The following is a 16,041-nucleotide window of genomic DNA, read 5'->3' on the forward strand; positions in this document are numbered from 1 at the left end:
CTCAGCGATTCCAGTAGCGAACACTCACGCCCGCGATCTCAACATCCAACCAGACCCGATCGCCCGGCTTCGCGTCGGGGATCTGGCAACTCGTCCCCGTCTGCGCGCGGTGGCCGTTGCCATCGCCGTCGACGCCGCATCGGAAGGCGACAGGCAGGCCGGAATTCGCAGGTGCCGCCGTCCAGGACCACGTCTTCACGTTGTCCCAGATTCGGCTCGGCAGCGCGAATGTAAGCGATGGGCTGGCATCGGGGGGGAGAACTTGCGACCAGGGCCCGCAGCTGCCCCACAACGAGCACGCCTGCACCTGGAAGCGCACCGTCTCACCGAACGGTCGCCCGAAGAGGTCGCGCGCCCATCCTGAACCGCTGAACTGCTTCAGCGTGCCGGGGATCTGCGCTCCGTTGCCGTCGACGGCGACGATGTTGTACCGCCACGCATCGGGTGCGACATCGTTGATGTACCGGTCCCAGACATCGGCGGTGCGCATCTCCATCCGGCTGTCGACGCCCTGAATGCTGCCCGGCGCCGGGCGCACCACGATGCCCGTGACCTCGGTGTTCACGCACGCCGCCCGGTTGTACCCCCAGACGAGGAACGAGTAGCGCGTGGACTCGGCCGCGGTGCCCGTGAACTGGAGGCTCGTGGTCTCGGGGCCGACGTGCACGACATCGGCGACCGTGCCGCCGCTCGACGGGGCGACGACACTGCCGGGCGCCGGGCTCGTCACCGAACAGGCCTGGGCGCCGCCCGGCACGCTCGACGCACCGTCGACGAGTCGCTCGACGAAATAGCCGCCGATGGCGTCGCCGTTGCCGGCGAATGGCGCCCACGTGACGGTGACCGTGCCCGCTCCGGCATCGCCGTTGACCGAGATGGCCCCGGCGACCGGAGCACCGAACGGGGTGCCGCTGCCACCTGCTTCGGTCCAGACTGCGAGCGCAGGATACGCCTGGTTGCGGGCACTGACGGCGATCGGCACCTGACTGCCGTTCTCGAGTGGTTGCGACTCGACGGAGCAGAGCGTCGCCGTGCAGGCGGTGCCGGCCGACACTTGGTTCGAAACGCCCGCGACGGTCACCACGTAGGATTCGACGGCACTGCCCGACCCGGTCGCGACGGGCGACCACTCGATCAGGAGTCGGCCGTCGCGCGGCAGCGCGCGCAGTCCGCTGGGCGGCGGCGGGATGACGTCCGACCAGATCGGTCCGGGTGCGTCGACCGGGTCGGAGAGTCCGATCGCGTTTCGCGCCTGCACACGCACGATGACGGCGTTGCCCTGTCCGTTGCCGAGCGTCGCGACCGTGCACGTGGTGGCCTCGCAGGTCGAGGTGCGCAGCACCTCACGAGTGCTCGCGTCGACGAGCGCGATCTCGTATCCCGTGATCGGCGAGTTGTTGAACGCACCGGCGCCGAACGTGACGCCGAGGGTGCCGTCGCCGAACCCCGTGACCTGCGCACCGGTGACGGGGTCGGGTCGGTCCTGGACGGAGATTGTGGCCGTTCCCCAGGCGTAGCGGCTGGGATCGTCGGTGGCGTCGGCGACCTGGTACTGCACGGTCGAGTTCACTGGTGCCGCGTCGGAGTCGACGGTCACGTTCAGTGTCGAGCGGTCTTCACTCGGCTCGATCGAAACGCCCGCGGGCAGGTCATCGGCATCGATCCCACGCACCCCGACGACCCTGAGCGGCACATCGGGGAACGGGTTCGTGGCCCTGTCGTTGGCGAGAACGTCGATCGAGGTCGTCTTTCCGCGGGCGGCGATCGCGCTGTCCGCGGAGGGCTGGGCGATGGGCTTCGTCGACGGCACGACCCTCAAGTCGATGCGCCCCGGCTTGCCATCGCCGGAGCCGTCGCTCACCCCGACCGCGACGGAGGCACGGGTGCCCTTGAGAGTGGACGACTCTGCGCGGATCGTGAGCTCGTCGCCGTCGAGTGAGAAGCGGAAGCCCTCCACCGGTGGCGGGAGCACGCGATAGACGAGCTCGTCGACCGCTTCGGGGTAGGGATAGTTCGTGAGTTTCACGAGCTCGATCGTCTTCGACTGACCGGGCTCGAAGTCGATGACTCCGCCGGTGAACGCCGGCGGTTGATTGTCGGTCGGCAGCACCGTGATCGGAATCACGATCGTTCCCGTGCGCGCTGAAGGATCCGTCGCAGATTCGCCGTCGGTGACGATGAACGAGAGCGATGCCGGTCCGAAGTACCCCTCTTCGCTGCGGTAGCGCAGTGTGCGCTGGTCGAGGACGAGGTCGGACCCGTCGCTGTGCGAGGCCCGAACGGTCGCCGCATCCGTGAGTTTGACCGGTCGACCCGAAGCAGCGATCACGAAGTCCTCGAGGTCGAGGGTGACCTCCTCACCGCTCACGACACGCACGACTGGGGCGTCGGTGCGCAGTTGCGGGAGTGCATCGTCGCGGCCGGGCACCCAGATGAACGCGTACGCGATGATATCCGGGTCTTCGGGATGCGCGACGGAGAACGGGATGATGCGGCGGCGGTCTTCGACCTGCACGCGGATCGTGCCGTCGCGACGCACCTCTGCGCCGCGGTCGTAGCCGTCGACGAGTCCGACCGTGAGTTCGGATGCGTCGCCGTCGGCGAGGAACGCATTGCGGAGCACGGGCACGTCGATGACGTCTTCGCCGAGGATGTCGCTGAGCGTGAGCACGGTATCGGATGCCTCGGGTCGGGACAACGGCGCATCTTCGCGCGCCTCGACCTTGAGGAAGCTCGTGGCTTCGCCGAGATGCTCGTTCTCGATCGTGTAGACGAATCCGTAGTCGTTCTCGCCCGGCGGGATCTCGACCTCGATGCGGTCGTCGACGATCGTCGCCGTCGCTCCTTCGGTCGTCGGCTCGACACTGTGCAGCGTGAGCGTGCCGCCGTCGGGGTCGGAATCGTTCTCCATCACGCGCACCGAGATCGTGCGGTCGGGTCGCACGGTCACATCGTCACCGACGGCGATGGGGGTGCGAGCGCCATCGAGGCGCGGTGCGATGCCCACCCGCACAGTGCCGGTGGCTCGCGCTCCGAGTGCGTCGACGACGGCGTACTGGAACTCGTCGGTGCCTGCCGAGTACTCCCCCGCCTGATATTCGAGCCAGTCGCCGCCCCGCGAGCTCACGTTGCCGCGCTCGGGGTTGGTCTCCTGTCCGAGCAGTTGCACGCTGTCACCGTCGGGGTCGGTGCCGCCGAGCGGGATCGGGACGCGAACGGTCTCACCCGCGAGCACCCGGGAGGTCACCGTCACCGGCACCGGCACCGCGTTCGTCTCGGGATCCGCCGCGCGCACCGAGATCTGCACGGTCGCCGTGGCGAACTGACCGTCGGGTCCCGTAACGCGGTAGGCGGCCGTGAATTCGCCGGGCTCGTCGGGGGCGAAGTATCGCAGTCGGTCGCCGTCCACGAAGAGGAGGCCCGCGTCGGGTGCCGTCTCGAGCGCTGGGTCGAGGGTGAGAGGCAAGGCGTCGGGGTGCTCGTCGTTGGCGAGCACTCCGATGTCGACGACGTCGCCAGTGCGGGCAGCGATCGTGTCGGGGACCGCCACCGGAGGCTGGGTGCGTTCGGGGTCGGGCATCTCGACGAGGGTCACTTCGCCCTCGGCTTCTGCCATGCCGTTGCTGACGCGATAACCGAAGACGGTGGAACCCGCTTCGAGCGGCCGTGTGAGCGTCACCCGGAGGATCCGGTGCTCGACGACCTCGACCTGCACTCCGGCCTCCGCGGCGGGCTCGCCCAGTCCGGTCACGATGAGCACACCGCCGGTCGGGTCGATGTCGGTGGCGAGTACGTCGACATCGACCGGTTGCTTCGCACGGAGGAATGCGATGTGCGGCACCGTGATCGGGGTCGTGTCGCGTTCGGGCGGCGCGGAGACGTCGACGCGCACGCGCCCGGTGACCGTTGCGAGGCCGTCGGTCACGGTGTAGTCGAGGTAGTGAGTTCGCTCCGCCTCGCTGGTGAACCGGAAGGTGCCGCCGTCGTAGTCGGGGGGCATCTGCGCGTCGGGCTTGGCCGGAACTGCGCTCAACCGGATGACACCCGAACCGCCGCGCACATGCCGCAACGGTTCGATGCGGATCTCCTGACCCGCGGTGGCGAGGGCGACGAACGGTTCGGCGATGAGCGGAACGGCGCCTTGCGCGCGCACGCCGATGCTGAGTGCGCCGACTGACTCGTCGCGTCCGTCGGAGACCACGAGCGAGACGGCACGCTCGGCGCCCACCCCGCCAATCTCATCGAACACGACGACGCCGTCTGCCGTCGACGAGAGCGAATCCGGCGCGTCGGCGAGAGCCTGCCGCAGGAAGAACGGGTCGCCGTCGGGGTCGACCCAGTCTCCGAGCACCGCTGTGGTCACTCGGCCGCCGGCCTCGACCAGCGCTCGCGTCGGACGCTGCTGCACCGGGGGTGAGTTCTCGTCGGCGCCGCGCACCGTCACGTGCACGGATCCGTGCGCCGTGCCGCCCAGACCGTCACCGGCCGTATAGCCGAACGCGATGACTCCGGATGCCGCGTCGTCGAGCGTGAGCTGCAGCTGCTGGTTGTCGGCGATGAGGTCGAGCTTCGCACCTGCGGGCAGCTCTCCCTCGACCGTGTCGACGACCAGGACGTCGCCGTTGGCGTCGTAGTCGTTCAGGAGCACTGGCAGCACTGTCGTGCGCCCAGGGCGCGCGCCGAACTCGTCATCGGCGACCGTGGGCGGCACGGGGGTCTTCTCGACCGTCGGCTGCTGGTCGGGGTCGTTCTGCTCGACGGTCTCGTCGTCGCGTTCGATCTCGAGCAGCTCGTCCCAGTTGTCGATGAGCCCGTAGTCGTCACCCGCGGCCCAGGTCTTGCCGCTGCGGCGATCGTTGAGCGCGAGGGCGCTGCCATTGGCGAGGAACGAGTAGTCACCGGTCGCCGGTGCCGACGGCAGCTCGATGATGCGATCGCCGGATGAACCGCACGAGCGCCAAGCGGTGCCGAGGGCCCACGCCGCATGGAGGCATCCGTCGTGCACGACGGGCGCCGCGGGCGACCCCGACCGACCATCCACCAGTACTCGGGGCGCCTCTCCGTCGAGTCCGACCGTGAGGAGGCCGGTCCGGGTGGCGATCGCCACTTCGTCGCCGCTGCTCGAGGGCGTCTGCAGCACCGGCTCGTCTCGGGTCTCGATGAGGCCGGTCAGATCGACGGTGCGTCCGTCGAGGTGCAGCTGCCGGGCATCGAGATCGAGTACGGCCCAACGGCCGCCGACCGAGGTGATCTGCACATCGGGGTCGCCGACGATCGGTTCGATCTGCCATCGGGCGGCAACGGTCTCGGCCTCGGCCGCATCGACCCTCGCCACCACACCTGTCGACGGCGTGTATGCGAAGAGGGTTCCCTCGGCATCGACCGAGGTCACCGACCCTTCACCGAAGGTGAGCATCGGCTCGGCGTCGGCGTCGAACTGCTCGAACTCCGAGACGGGCGCCGACCAGACGTCGCCCCCGGCCGAGAGGATCACCCGTGCACCGGCCAGGGCGAGCGACACGTCGTCGGGCGGTACGGCGACCGTCTTGGTGAGGCTCGAGGTGGTCGCATCGATGATGCCCACGGTCGCCCGGTCGGGATCGAGCACGAGCACCGTGGATCCGCGTTGCACGATCTCGGCGCCCGTGGCCCCGTTTTCGACCACCGAGTTCAGTTCGAGCACGGCGGTGTTGGCCCGCCCGACGGATTGGAGGCGGTCGCTCGCCACCCAGACCGCCGCGTCACCGAGATCGACGCGCTGGGCCGCGTAACCGCCTGAGGCGATCGCGACGCCCGCGACGAGGGCGACGACCGCCGTGGTCGTCACCGCGGTGATGACCGCGGACCGCGGACGTGCGAGGCGTGGCAGACGTGCCATCACGCCCCCTCGTCGACGCCGACGCCGACGACGACTTCGACGCAGCGTTCGGCACTCGGCCGGCCCGACTTGCCGTCGCGGGTGACCGTGACGCTCGCACAGACCCGGTCGCCTTCGGCCGCGGGCACGGTGAGACGTGGCTCGCGCTGCATGGGCGTTGCCGTGCCGTCGACGGTGACGATGTACGCGTCACCATTCTGGATGCCGGGGTCGTTCCATGAGAACGTCACGGCGTCGGTTTCAGCAACCCCCTGCACGTCGGCGACCACTGGAATCGAGCGTGCCCCTTGGATCACGGCGTACGCACCCGCGCCGACAAGCGCGATGAGGAGTGCGGAGACGATCGAGATGCCCCATGCCAGCCGGCGGGTCGTCGGTGGTGCGGTGCGGGCACGGCTGGTGCTGGGTTCGTGCGGGCGTGAATCCGCGCTGCGCTGCGGCGAGCCGTGCGCGGTGTCGGTGGAGCGTCGCCGTCGTCGCCCGGCGTTGTCGTCGATGCCGTGGCTTCCGCTGATGCGGGTTCGTTCGTCGAGGTCGACAGCCGTCGCAAGCGCCCAATCGTCCATCGCGACTTCGAGCGGGGTCTGTGCGAGCCCGAGTTCCTCCTCGACGGATTGGAGATCGCGAATGAACTCGAGGGCGCTCGACTGGCGGCCAGACGGCTTGCGCGACATCGATCGGGCGAGCACCGACTCGAAGCTCTTCGGCACATCGACGCGGCCGGTAGGCGCGAATTTCGCCTTGTCGATGCGCGTCATGAGTGCACCCGAGCCGTTGTCACCGTCAGGGACCTCGAACGGGCTGCGCCCTGCGAGCAGCGAGTACACGGTCGCCCCGAGCGACCACACCTCGCTCGCCACCGTGCCCGATACCTCGTCATGGAGCACTTCGGGCGCGGACCAGGGAATCGACAGGCCGACGGCGTCACTGGCCTCCGCCTGGCCGAGCGTCGCCGCGATGCCGAAGTCGGAGAGCACCGGATGGCCGAACGCCGTCGTGAGGATGTTGGAGGGCTTGATATCGCGGTGCAGCACACCCTGCCGGTGGGCGGTCTCGACGGCACTGGCGATGCGGACGCCGACCGCGAGCACCTCGGCGATCGGCAGTTGCACCGACCGGTAACGCTGTCCGAGCGACGCCGAGCAGTACTCCATCACGAGGTATGGACGACCGTCGGCCGCCACGCTCGCCTGATACACCGTGAGAATCGACGGATGCGAGGAGAGTTGGGCCATGAGGTTCGCCTCGGCTTGGAACATCTGGCGCAGTTCGTCGTTCACGACCTCCGCGAGGAGCACCTTCACCGCGACCAGGCGCCTCGGCATGTTCTGTTCGTAGAGGAACACATCGGCGAACCCGCCGGAGCCGAGTACGCGGATGAACGCGAACCCGGGCAGATTCGGCGCGGTGGACGGCAATCGACGCGACACGATCCTCCTGCCTGCCTGCTCGGGTCGATGGATCGCCGCCCCGGTTGCCGGCGGCGCCCGGTGCCACCATTGTATTGCGGTCACGGATGCCGCGGCAGCGGCTCTGCACAAGGCCGCTGCCGGCCCGAGGCATCCGTCAGGCGTACTCGGCTTCGCCGTCGACGGGGCGTTGCACCCCCGGCGGCCGCACGACCTTCAGCACGTCGACGATGATGGCGGTCACATTGTCGCGGCCCCCGTTGCCGAGCGCGGCTTCGAGCAGCTGCCTGGCGGCCTTTTCGGGTTTGGGATTGGCAACGAGGAAGTGGCGGATGCCGTACGAGGTGAGCTCTTTCGTGAGGCCGTCGGAGCAGATCAGCAGGCGCATGCCTGGTTCGACGGCGATCGCACGATAGTCGGGGATCGGCGCTTCGTGGAATCCGACGGCGCGAGTGATCACATTGGAGTGCGGATGCGTATCGGCCTCTTCACGGGTGATCTGTCCAGCGTCGACGAGCTCCTGCACGATCGAGTGATCCACCGTGAGCTGCTCGAGCACGCCTCCGACCAGTCGGTAGACGCGGGAGTCGCCGATGTTGAACACGATCCAGGCGGGTTCGTCGGAGATCGTCCCGAGGGCAGCGCCCGTGACCGTGGTGCCGCTTCCCTCGTCGGTGACGCCGGCGCCGCGCCCCATGTCTTGCACAGCGAGCCGGAGCGCCTGGTCGATCTCGGGTGTGCCGACGAGCGTCTTGCCGCCGTGCTCGGCGAGGCGGGTGACCACCGCTGCGCTCGCGAAATCGCCGGCCGCGTGGCCGCCCATGCCGTCGGCCACGGCGAAGATCGGCGCTTGCGCGATGAAGCTGTCTTCATTGACCTCTCGTCGCAGGCCGGTGTCGGTGACGGCGGCCCATGCGAGGGTGATCTCGGTGCCGTCGGGCAGCGAGATTCGATGACGGGCGTTGCCATTGCCGATCTGCGTCACCTGTGAAGCCTGCTGTCTGTTCGGGTCATACGCTGGGAGAGCCCTGGGCGGAGAGGATCTCGATGATCGTACCGTCTCCGAGGTCGAGGATGGTGCCCGGAACCACCACGATCGATTCTCCGGCACGCAGCCGGCGGCTACCCGACGGCGTGCGGAGAATCGTTCCGTTCGTGGATCGCAGATCGGTGGCGACGAGGCGCGTGCCGACGATGCGCAGTTCGAGATGGGTGCCCGACACGACTCCGCCGGGCGACTCGACCGTGAGCAGCTCGGGCGGTGCGCCCGAGGCCGGGATGCGCGGTGGCAGTGGTCGCCGCCCGATCAGCACCGGAGCAGTCACCACCGACGGCGTCCCATGGCCGATTCGGAAGCGGGGGGCGGTCACCACCTCGGGCGGCACGCTCGGTTCCGAGGGCGCCGAGGGTTGCGAGGGCGCCGAGGGCGCCGGGGGCTCGTCTGCTGTGCGGCCGGGTGGCGCGACGATTCCGCCCTGCTGCAGCGCGATTCCGGACGCGCCGGGCTGCGCCGTGCGACTCAGGCGCGGCGTGAGCACCGTATCGGCCACCGCCTCGTGCCAGCCCGACTCGGCGCGGCGCGGCGCGAGGATCGTGTCCGCATCGAGCCACGTGCGCTCGGCGGCATCCGTCGCTTCGTGCTGTGACGCCGGCCACGACCACTCGATCGCCGACGCCCTGAGGCTCGCCCGCGCATGCACGACAGGGTCGGTGCCGACACCGACATGATCGAGTGCCGAACCGGCATCGGTGATGCGAAGTGCGACGACGTCATCGAATTCGGCGAGATGCCACGGCCGGATGCCGCGCGCATCGAAGCGCCGACTGCCGCCCGGGGAGGCGAGGTCGACGACCGCATCGCCGCGCACCACCGCCGTGACGCTCGTGGTCGCACCCGCATCCCACCAGACGACGCCGAACGACTCGATCGGGTCGATTCGGCCCGATGGGATCAGGCCGACGAGTACCTCGAGCTGGAGTTCGAGTTCGCTCGCCACTTCGGCGAGCGCGATCAGCACTCGTTCGGGGGCGGGCGCGGCGAGAGCGGCGATGAACCGGTCGCCGACGATGACGTCCCACGCGGGTGCGCCGGCGTTCGCCGAACTCGAGACCCCTCCTGCAACCATGCCGAACATTCTGGCACCGTGGAGCGCGAGGCACGAGCCGTTGAGGATGGCTCGCACCTCGTCCGCGTCATCGAGAGGATTCCGCAGCCGAGGCCCCGCCTGCCGGTCGACGGGTTCATCGGGCGCTGAACGCCCATTCCGGCAACGCGCCGCTGCCGATGTAGGCAGCGAGCAAGCCCGCCATCGAGTGGCCCGGTTCCAACTCGAGCGCACGATCGATGAACGCCCCGGCCGCCGAGCCGCGACCGAGCGACCAGGCGAGCCAGGCTGCGATGCAGAGCGGCGCGATACGGTGGCTCGCCGGAGCGTTCGCGATCAACGGACGCAGCACCGCGAGCGCTCGCTCGACGCGCCGCGGATCCGGACGGAGGCTCGACTGTCCGAGCAGGAGCCGGGAGAGCATCTCGCTGATCTCGCCGGTGACGCCGTCGGCCATCTCTCGAAGCACGAGGCTCTCGACGCTCTGATCGCGCGGTTCGGCGCGGTCGGCCGTCGCCATCGCGTCGTCGTACGCGGCCTCGCCGACCACCACGCCGAACGCGAACTGCAGCATCATCGCGTCGCGGAGGGCGGGCAGGGAGACGAGATGCAGGAACCAGGCGAGGCGGATCGCGGGCTGGGAGGAGTCTCGAGCCACGAGTGACTCGACGAGCGTGACGGGATCGCTGTTGCGACCGAGGCGGACGAGCGCGTCAGCTCGCGCCTCGCCTGCGAACTCGCCGAGTGCGGAGGCGAGCGCCGCTGCCGCGGTCGGATCTGCTTCGGGCAGTTCCCCGGACTCGCCTGCCGAGGCCAGCACCTTCGTCTCCGGTGGGGTCAGTCGCGTCACGGGACTCTCGTCGATCAATGCGAGCGGATGCCCCGTCGCGGGTGTCTCGTCGTCGAACAGCGACCCCCATGCATCCGCCGCCCTGCACAGCGCATCGCGAATGCCGTACCCGGCCTGCTCGGCGCGCTTGGCGATCATGCCGAGGAGTGCTCGCTCGGGCAACCCTCGCCGGGCGTCGAAGCGCGCGTCGGTGTAGACGATCGGCACGATCGCATCGACACCGCTCATGCGGCACAGGGTGCCGACGACCGCCGCGACGAGCGGCGCACGGTCACGGGCGCGCCGTGGCAGGTCATAGCGCAGTACACCGACCGAGCGATTGCCGGCGAACGCGACGCACACGAGGGAGCGCTCGGGCCGGAACCCGGCGAGCGACGGAACGAGGGCGAGGAAGTCGTGCGCCGCTTCGGCGCGGATGATGGTCGTCATGCGATGAGCGTGACGCCGCATTCGTTGTCGATGAGGCTCCGGTGGCGATCCGTGGACGGTCGCCGAGGTTCCGCACCTGTCGAGGAAGAGTCGCCATCGGAGCAGCGCTCGATCGCACTCACTCCTCCTCCACAGGACCGGGGTGACGCCGACTCTCCGCCATGTCCGATTCCCGCGAGCCGCTGTCGGGCGCCACGACTACTCTCGAAGTATGACCAACGTGTTCCTCATCCGCCTCAGCAGCCCGATCGGGCGCATAGAACTCGTCGCCGACGACGAGGCCGTCACAAGTCTCTCCATCGAGAGCGGCGGCGTGCTCCCCCACGACGCTCTCGCCGAGCGCCCGAACGCCGTGCTCGAGCAAGCGCGCGATCAACTCGCCGAATACTTCGCCGGCCGACGCCTCGACTTCGATATTCCGGTGCGTCTGCGCGGCACACCGTTCCAACAAGCCGTCTGGGGCGCACTCGAACGACTCCAATGGGGCGAGGCCACTTCGTACGGCGCCCTCGCCGCCGCGGTCGGTCGCCCCGGCGCGGCGCGTGCCATCGGCGGCGCCGTCGGAGCCAACCCGGTTCCCATCATCGTCGGCTGCCATCGAGTGCTCGCGTCCGACGGGCGCATCACCGGGTACTCGGGTGGTGAAGGAGTGCCGACGAAGCTCTGGCTGCTCGGCCACGAGCAGATCGGGTTCGCCGCGTGAGCGTCATTCCCCGGGCCGAGATCATCGTCGGCGACGACGGACTCGCCCGATGCGGCTGGGGTGCGAGCGACCCCGAGTACCGCCGGTATCACGATGAGGAGTGGGGCACACCACAGCACGATCCCGTGCGACTCTTCGAGAAGGTCTGCCTCGAGGGGTTCCAGGCCGGTCTCTCCTGGATCACGATTCTGCGTCGTCGTCCCGCGTTCCGCGAGGTGTTCCACGGCTTCGACGCAGTGCAGGTCGCTGCGATGGGCGACGACGACGTCGCGCGGCTCCTCGACGACGAGCGAATCATCCGACATCGGGGCAAAATCGAGGCGACGATCCAGAACGCGCGCGCCACGCTCGAACTCGACGTGCCGATCGACGAGCTGTTGTGGGGCTTCGCTCCAGCGCCTCGTGCCACTGCGCCGACCTCGTTCGCTGAAGTGCCGGCCACGACTCCCGAGTCCGTGGCCATGAGCAAAGAGCTGCGCCGTCGCGGGTTCCGTTTCGTCGGCCCCACCACCATGTACGCGCTCATGCAGGCGGCGGGCATGGTCGACGACCATCTCGCCGGTTGCCATCGAGCAACGCAAGCGACAGCGGCGTGAGCAGGGTCCGTCGCTGAGACCTCCCCACCGCGGTCGGTGGCGCATCAGGCACGAAGCAAGATGCTCTCGACGAGTCAGGCGACGAGCTCGAGCTCTTGCGCGCCGGCATCACGTTCTGGAGCGAGCGCCACCGAGAACCCGGCCCCGTGCGCCCAGTCGATCAACTCGGCGATCGACGTGAGCTGCGGACGCGAGGTGAGCACGGCGCGAGTGAAGCGCCCCTTCGCGTGCTTGTTGAAGTGGTTCAGGGCACGACGTCGTCCGCCATCATCGACCGTGACGACCCGCACGAAGACCGAACCATGGCGAACGGGCGCCGGTCCGAGTTCGGCGTACGCCTCCGATCGCAGGTCGAGGATCATTCCCGGCTCGCGCTCGAGCAGCTCGCGGATGGGCGCCCGCCACAGCGACTTGAGCCGCACGTCCGGCACACGCGAATCGTGCGAGAGCCGGTACGCCGGAATCGCATCCAAGGCGCCGATCAGTCCGAAGAGCGCCGAATGCACGACCAGATGATCCGCGGCGAACGACCTGGCCCGCGCATCGAGAGTGGAGGCGTCGAGCGCGTCGAACAACACGCCCGTGTACCGATCGATCGCCGGCATCGTCGGTGAATCGAGCAGCGACCGGTTGCGATCGACTTCGTGCGCGAGCCGTGGTCCGAGTTTGAGCGCCCGCATCGTCGCGGCCGGGTCGCCCGCGAGCTCGACGACGGCAGCAGCCGATACGGCACGCATCGGAGCGAGCGCTCCGAACGAGAGACGATCCAGATCAAGCGGAACGTCGGTGCCGCCGTCGCGTTTGGTCTCGGACGGCGGAAGAAGAAGCCGCACTACGAACCGATGAAGGCGAGCGCTGCGTCGACGTTCGATCCGAGCGATTCGATGCTGTCGATCGTCACGCGTGGCAGCGCCGACGACGGCCCCGTCCACGCGGCATAACCCTCGAGGCTCTGCTCGACGGCCCGCCAGGTGGTCTCCTCGAGGTGCGGGAGCTTGCGCTCGCGCTTCTCGAGACGGTCGCGGTGCAGTGATTCATCGGAGCACACGACCTCGATCACCCGCAGTCGCACGTCTGCACGCTCGGCGAGGTCGCGCCACTGCAAGCGTGCAGCCTCGGCCGCGTTCACCGCATCGACGATGACCGTGCGGCCGGAGTCGAGCTCCTTCTCGGCGATCTCCTCGGCAACGAGGTACGCGGCGAGACCCGTCGGCTGATCCGCATCGATGCCGGCACGCAAAATGGCCGACTCGATGGGATCGACCGACACGACGGTGGCGCCGAGGCGGGCACCGATGATCTCACCGATCGTCGACTTTCCCGCGCCCGGCAATCCGGCCATCACGATGAGTTGGGTGACACTCAGGTCCCCGAATTGGCGCTCGATCGACGGCTCCCCCTGCATGCGCGGCTCCTAAGTGAGTTCTGCCCGTGAAGCGACGATCTGCACGGCGTTCGCCTGTACCGAGAGGAATCCGTCTTCAGCACTGGCGGTGATCTTCTCGCCGCCGGGCAGAGTGACGCGCACCTCGCCGCCGGCGAGGATCGCGAGCATCGGCTCGTGACCGGGCAGAATGCCGATCTCGCCTTCGACGGTGCGCGCCACCACCATGGTCGCCTCGCCCGACCAGACCTGCTGGTCGGCCGAGACGACGCTCACGTTGAGGGCGGCCATGTTCAGCCGTTCTCCTTCTGAATCTGAGCCCACTTCTCTTCGACGTCGGAGATGCCGCCGACGTTGAAGAAGGCCTGCTCGGCGACGTGGTCGAACTCGCCCTTGGCGATCGCGTCGAACGACTCGATCGTGTCCTTGAGCGGCACCGTCGAGCCTTCGACGTTGGTGAACTTCTTCGCCATGTAGGTGTTCTGCGAGAGGAACTGCTGGATGCGGCGTGCGCGCGACACCGTGATCTTGTCTTCCTCGGAGAGCTCGTCGACACCGAGGATGGCGATGATCTCCTGCAGTTCCTTGTTCTTCTGGAGGATCTGCTTGACCGTCGTGGCCACGCGGTAGTGGTCTTCACCCAGGTAACGGGGGTCGAGGATTCGCGAGGTCGACGTCAGCGGGTCGACCGCCGGGTAGAGACCCTTCGATGCGATCTCACGCGAGAGCTCGGTCGTCGCGTCGAGGTGGGCGAAGGTCGTGGCCGGGGCCGGGTCGGTGTAGTCGTCGGCGGGAACGTAGATCGCCTGCAGCGAGGTGATCGAGTGGCCACGGGTCGACGTGATGCGCTCTTGGAGCACACCCATCTCATCGGCGAGGTTCGGCTGGTAGCCCACGGCCGACGGCATGCGGCCGAGCAGCGTCGAGACCTCGGAACCTGCCTGGGTGAAACGGAAGATGTTGTCGATGAAGAGCAGCACGTCTTGCTTCTGCACATCGCGGAAGTACTCCGCCATGGTCAGGGCAGACAGCGCCACGCGCAGACGCGTTCCGGGCGGCTCGTCCATCTGGCCGAACACGAGAGCGGTCTTGTCGAAGACGCCCGCCTCTTCCATCTCATGGATGAGGTCGTTGCCCTCACGGGTGCGCTCGCCGACACCGGCGAACACGGACACACCGCCGTGGTTCTGCGCGACGCGCTGGATCATCTCTTGGATGAGGACCGTCTTGCCGACACCCGCACCGCCGAAGAGGCCGATCTTGCCGCCCAGTACGTAGGGCGTGAGCAGGTCGATGACCTTGATGCCGGTCTCGAACAGCTGGGTCTTGGACTCGAGCTGGTCGAACGCCGGGGGCTTGCGGTGGATCGGCCAGCGCTCGGTGATCTCGATCTGCTCGCCGGGCGCACCGTTGAGGATCTCGCCGGTGACGTTGAAGACCTTGCCCTTCGTGACGTCGCCGACCGGAACCGAGATCGGCGCGCCGGTGTCGGACACCTCTTGGCCGCGCACCACACCGTCGGTGGGCTTCAGCGCGATGGCGCGAACCACGTCGTCGCCGAGGTGCTGTGCGACCTCGAGGGTCAGCACCGTCGTGGTGTCGCCGATCGTGATCTCGGTCTTCAGCGCATTGTAGATCGCCGGGATCGAGTCGTGCGGGAACTCGATGTCGACGACGGGGCCCGTGACCCGGGCGACGCGGCCGACGGCGCCGGCCACTGGCGCGGCCGCGGCCGAGGCGGTAGCGGTGTCAGTCATGTGTTCTCTCTCTTCGTAAGGGGCTACTTGGCGGACGACAGTGCGTCAGCGCCGCCCACGATCTCGGAAATCTGCTGGGTGATCTCGGACTGACGCGCGTTGTTCGCGAGGCGCGTGTAGTCCGTGATGAGCTTGTCGGCGTTGTCGGATGCCGACTTCATCGCCTTCTGCGTCGCGGCGTGCTTCGCTGCCGACGACTGCAGCATGGCGTTGTAGATGCGGCTCTCGATGTAGACCGGGAGCAGGCCGTCGAGCACCGTCTCGGGGTCGGGCTCGAATTCGTACAGCGGGAACACCTCGTGCTTGGCGTCGGGGACCTCTTCGCTCTCGACGACCTCGAGGGGAAGCAGCCGGGTGACGACCGGAACCTGGGTGATGCGGCTCACGAACCGGTTGTACACGATGTGGATCTCATCGACACCGCCATCGGAGGAGTCCCGCAGGAACGCCTCGAGCACGGCATCGCCGATCTCTCTCGCGGTATCGAAGTCAGGGCTGTCGGTGCCGCCGACCCAGCTCCGCTCGAACGAGCGTCGCCGGAACTTGAAGTACCCGACGGACTTGCGGCCGACGAGGAAGTACTCGACGTCTTTGCCCTGGCTCTTCAGCAGCTCGGTGAGTTCTTCGGCCTCACGCAGCACTTGCGAGTTGAAGGCGCCGGCGAGACCACGGTCTGACGTGAAGATCACGACTGCCGCACGGTCGATGCGCTCGGGCTCCGTCGTCAGCACGTGTGCGACGTTCGAGTAGCTCGCGACCGCCGACACCGCTCGGGTGATCGCCGTCGAGTACGGCTCGGACGCCGCGACCCGCGCCTGCGCCTTCTGGATCCGCGAGGCCGAGATCAGCTCCATCGCCCGCGTGATCTTCTTGGTCGTCTGAGCAGACTTGATCTTCTGCCGGTAGACCCGAAGCTGCGATCCCATGTTT

At 68.3% G+C, this 16,041-nt stretch carries 12 protein-coding genes; 2 read left to right on the forward strand and 10 right to left on the reverse strand.

The window, feature by feature from the left end; genetic code table 11:
- Position 1: 1 nt before the first annotated feature.
- The 5 genes from AC1C2R_RS01090 to AC1C2R_RS01110 form a co-directional block, all read right to left on the reverse strand.
- Complete coding sequence (locus AC1C2R_RS01090; protein ID WP_495378649.1) at positions 2 to 5,878, reverse strand: Ig-like domain-containing protein; 5,877 nt, start codon at positions 5,876 to 5,878, stop codon at positions 2 to 4.
- Positions 5,878 to 7,308: a serine/threonine-protein kinase gene (locus AC1C2R_RS01095; protein ID WP_495378650.1), complete on the reverse strand. Its 1,431-nt coding sequence runs from the start codon at positions 7,306 to 7,308 to the stop codon at positions 5,878 to 5,880. Before AC1C2R_RS01095 ends, AC1C2R_RS01090 begins: the two co-directional genes overlap by 1 nt.
- A gap of 136 nt (positions 7,309 to 7,444) precedes the next feature.
- The gene (locus AC1C2R_RS01100; protein WP_495378651.1) at positions 7,445 to 8,272 is read right to left on the reverse strand and encodes a PP2C family protein-serine/threonine phosphatase; all 828 of its coding nucleotides are present in this window, start codon (positions 8,270 to 8,272) and stop codon (positions 7,445 to 7,447) included.
- 25 nt (positions 8,273 to 8,297) lie between these two features.
- Positions 8,298 to 9,413, reverse strand: a complete 1,116-nt coding sequence (locus AC1C2R_RS01105) for an FHA domain-containing protein (protein WP_495378652.1) — start codon at positions 9,411 to 9,413, stop codon at positions 8,298 to 8,300.
- Positions 9,414 to 9,528: 115 nt separating this feature from the next.
- Positions 9,529 to 10,671: a DUF4192 family protein gene (locus tag AC1C2R_RS01110; RefSeq protein ID WP_495378653.1), complete on the reverse strand. Its 1,143-nt coding sequence runs from the start codon at positions 10,669 to 10,671 to the stop codon at positions 9,529 to 9,531.
- Positions 10,672 to 10,882: 211 nt separating this feature from the next.
- On the opposite strand from AC1C2R_RS01110, the gene AC1C2R_RS01115 reads away from it, so the two are divergent.
- Both AC1C2R_RS01115 and AC1C2R_RS01120 read left to right on the forward strand, forming a co-directional pair.
- Complete coding sequence (locus AC1C2R_RS01115; protein ID WP_495350695.1) at positions 10,883 to 11,374, forward strand: methylated-DNA--[protein]-cysteine S-methyltransferase; 492 nt, start codon at positions 10,883 to 10,885, stop codon at positions 11,372 to 11,374.
- A 5-nt stretch (positions 11,375 to 11,379) separates the two neighbouring features.
- Positions 11,380 to 11,970 (forward strand): DNA-3-methyladenine glycosylase I, encoded by a 591-nt coding sequence (locus AC1C2R_RS01120; protein WP_495353170.1) that lies wholly within the window; start codon positions 11,380 to 11,382, stop codon positions 11,968 to 11,970.
- A gap of 74 nt (positions 11,971 to 12,044) precedes the next feature.
- Here AC1C2R_RS01120 and AC1C2R_RS01125 read toward each other — a convergent pair whose 3' ends face one another.
- The 5 genes from AC1C2R_RS01125 to AC1C2R_RS01145 are packed head-to-tail and all read right to left on the reverse strand — an operon-like array spanning position 12,045 to position 16,037.
- Positions 12,045 to 12,803 carry a YaaA family protein gene (locus tag AC1C2R_RS01125; protein WP_495350696.1) on the reverse strand — a complete coding sequence of 253 codons (759 nt, stop codon included), beginning with the start codon at positions 12,801 to 12,803 and terminating at the stop codon, positions 12,045 to 12,047.
- On the reverse strand, positions 12,803 to 13,375 hold the full coding sequence (locus tag AC1C2R_RS01130; RefSeq protein WP_495350697.1) for a P-loop nucleotide/nucleoside kinase family protein: 573 nt from the start codon (positions 13,373 to 13,375) through the stop codon (positions 12,803 to 12,805). The genes AC1C2R_RS01125 and AC1C2R_RS01130 overlap by 1 nt, the downstream gene beginning before the upstream one ends.
- Before the next feature lie 9 nt (positions 13,376 to 13,384).
- Positions 13,385 to 13,645: a F0F1 ATP synthase subunit epsilon gene (locus AC1C2R_RS01135; protein ID WP_495350698.1), complete on the reverse strand. Its 261-nt coding sequence runs from the start codon at positions 13,643 to 13,645 to the stop codon at positions 13,385 to 13,387.
- A gap of 2 nt (positions 13,646 to 13,647) precedes the next feature.
- A complete protein-coding gene (gene atpD / locus AC1C2R_RS01140; RefSeq protein ID WP_495378654.1) occupies positions 13,648 to 15,111 on the reverse strand; it encodes a F0F1 ATP synthase subunit beta in 1,464 nt (487 codons plus the stop codon).
- A gap of 23 nt (positions 15,112 to 15,134) precedes the next feature.
- Positions 15,135 to 16,037: a F0F1 ATP synthase subunit gamma gene (locus AC1C2R_RS01145; protein WP_495350700.1), complete on the reverse strand. Its 903-nt coding sequence runs from the start codon at positions 16,035 to 16,037 to the stop codon at positions 15,135 to 15,137.
- Positions 16,038 to 16,041: the final 4 nt, after the last annotated feature.

The organism is Agromyces sp. Y182, from assembly GCF_059445385.1.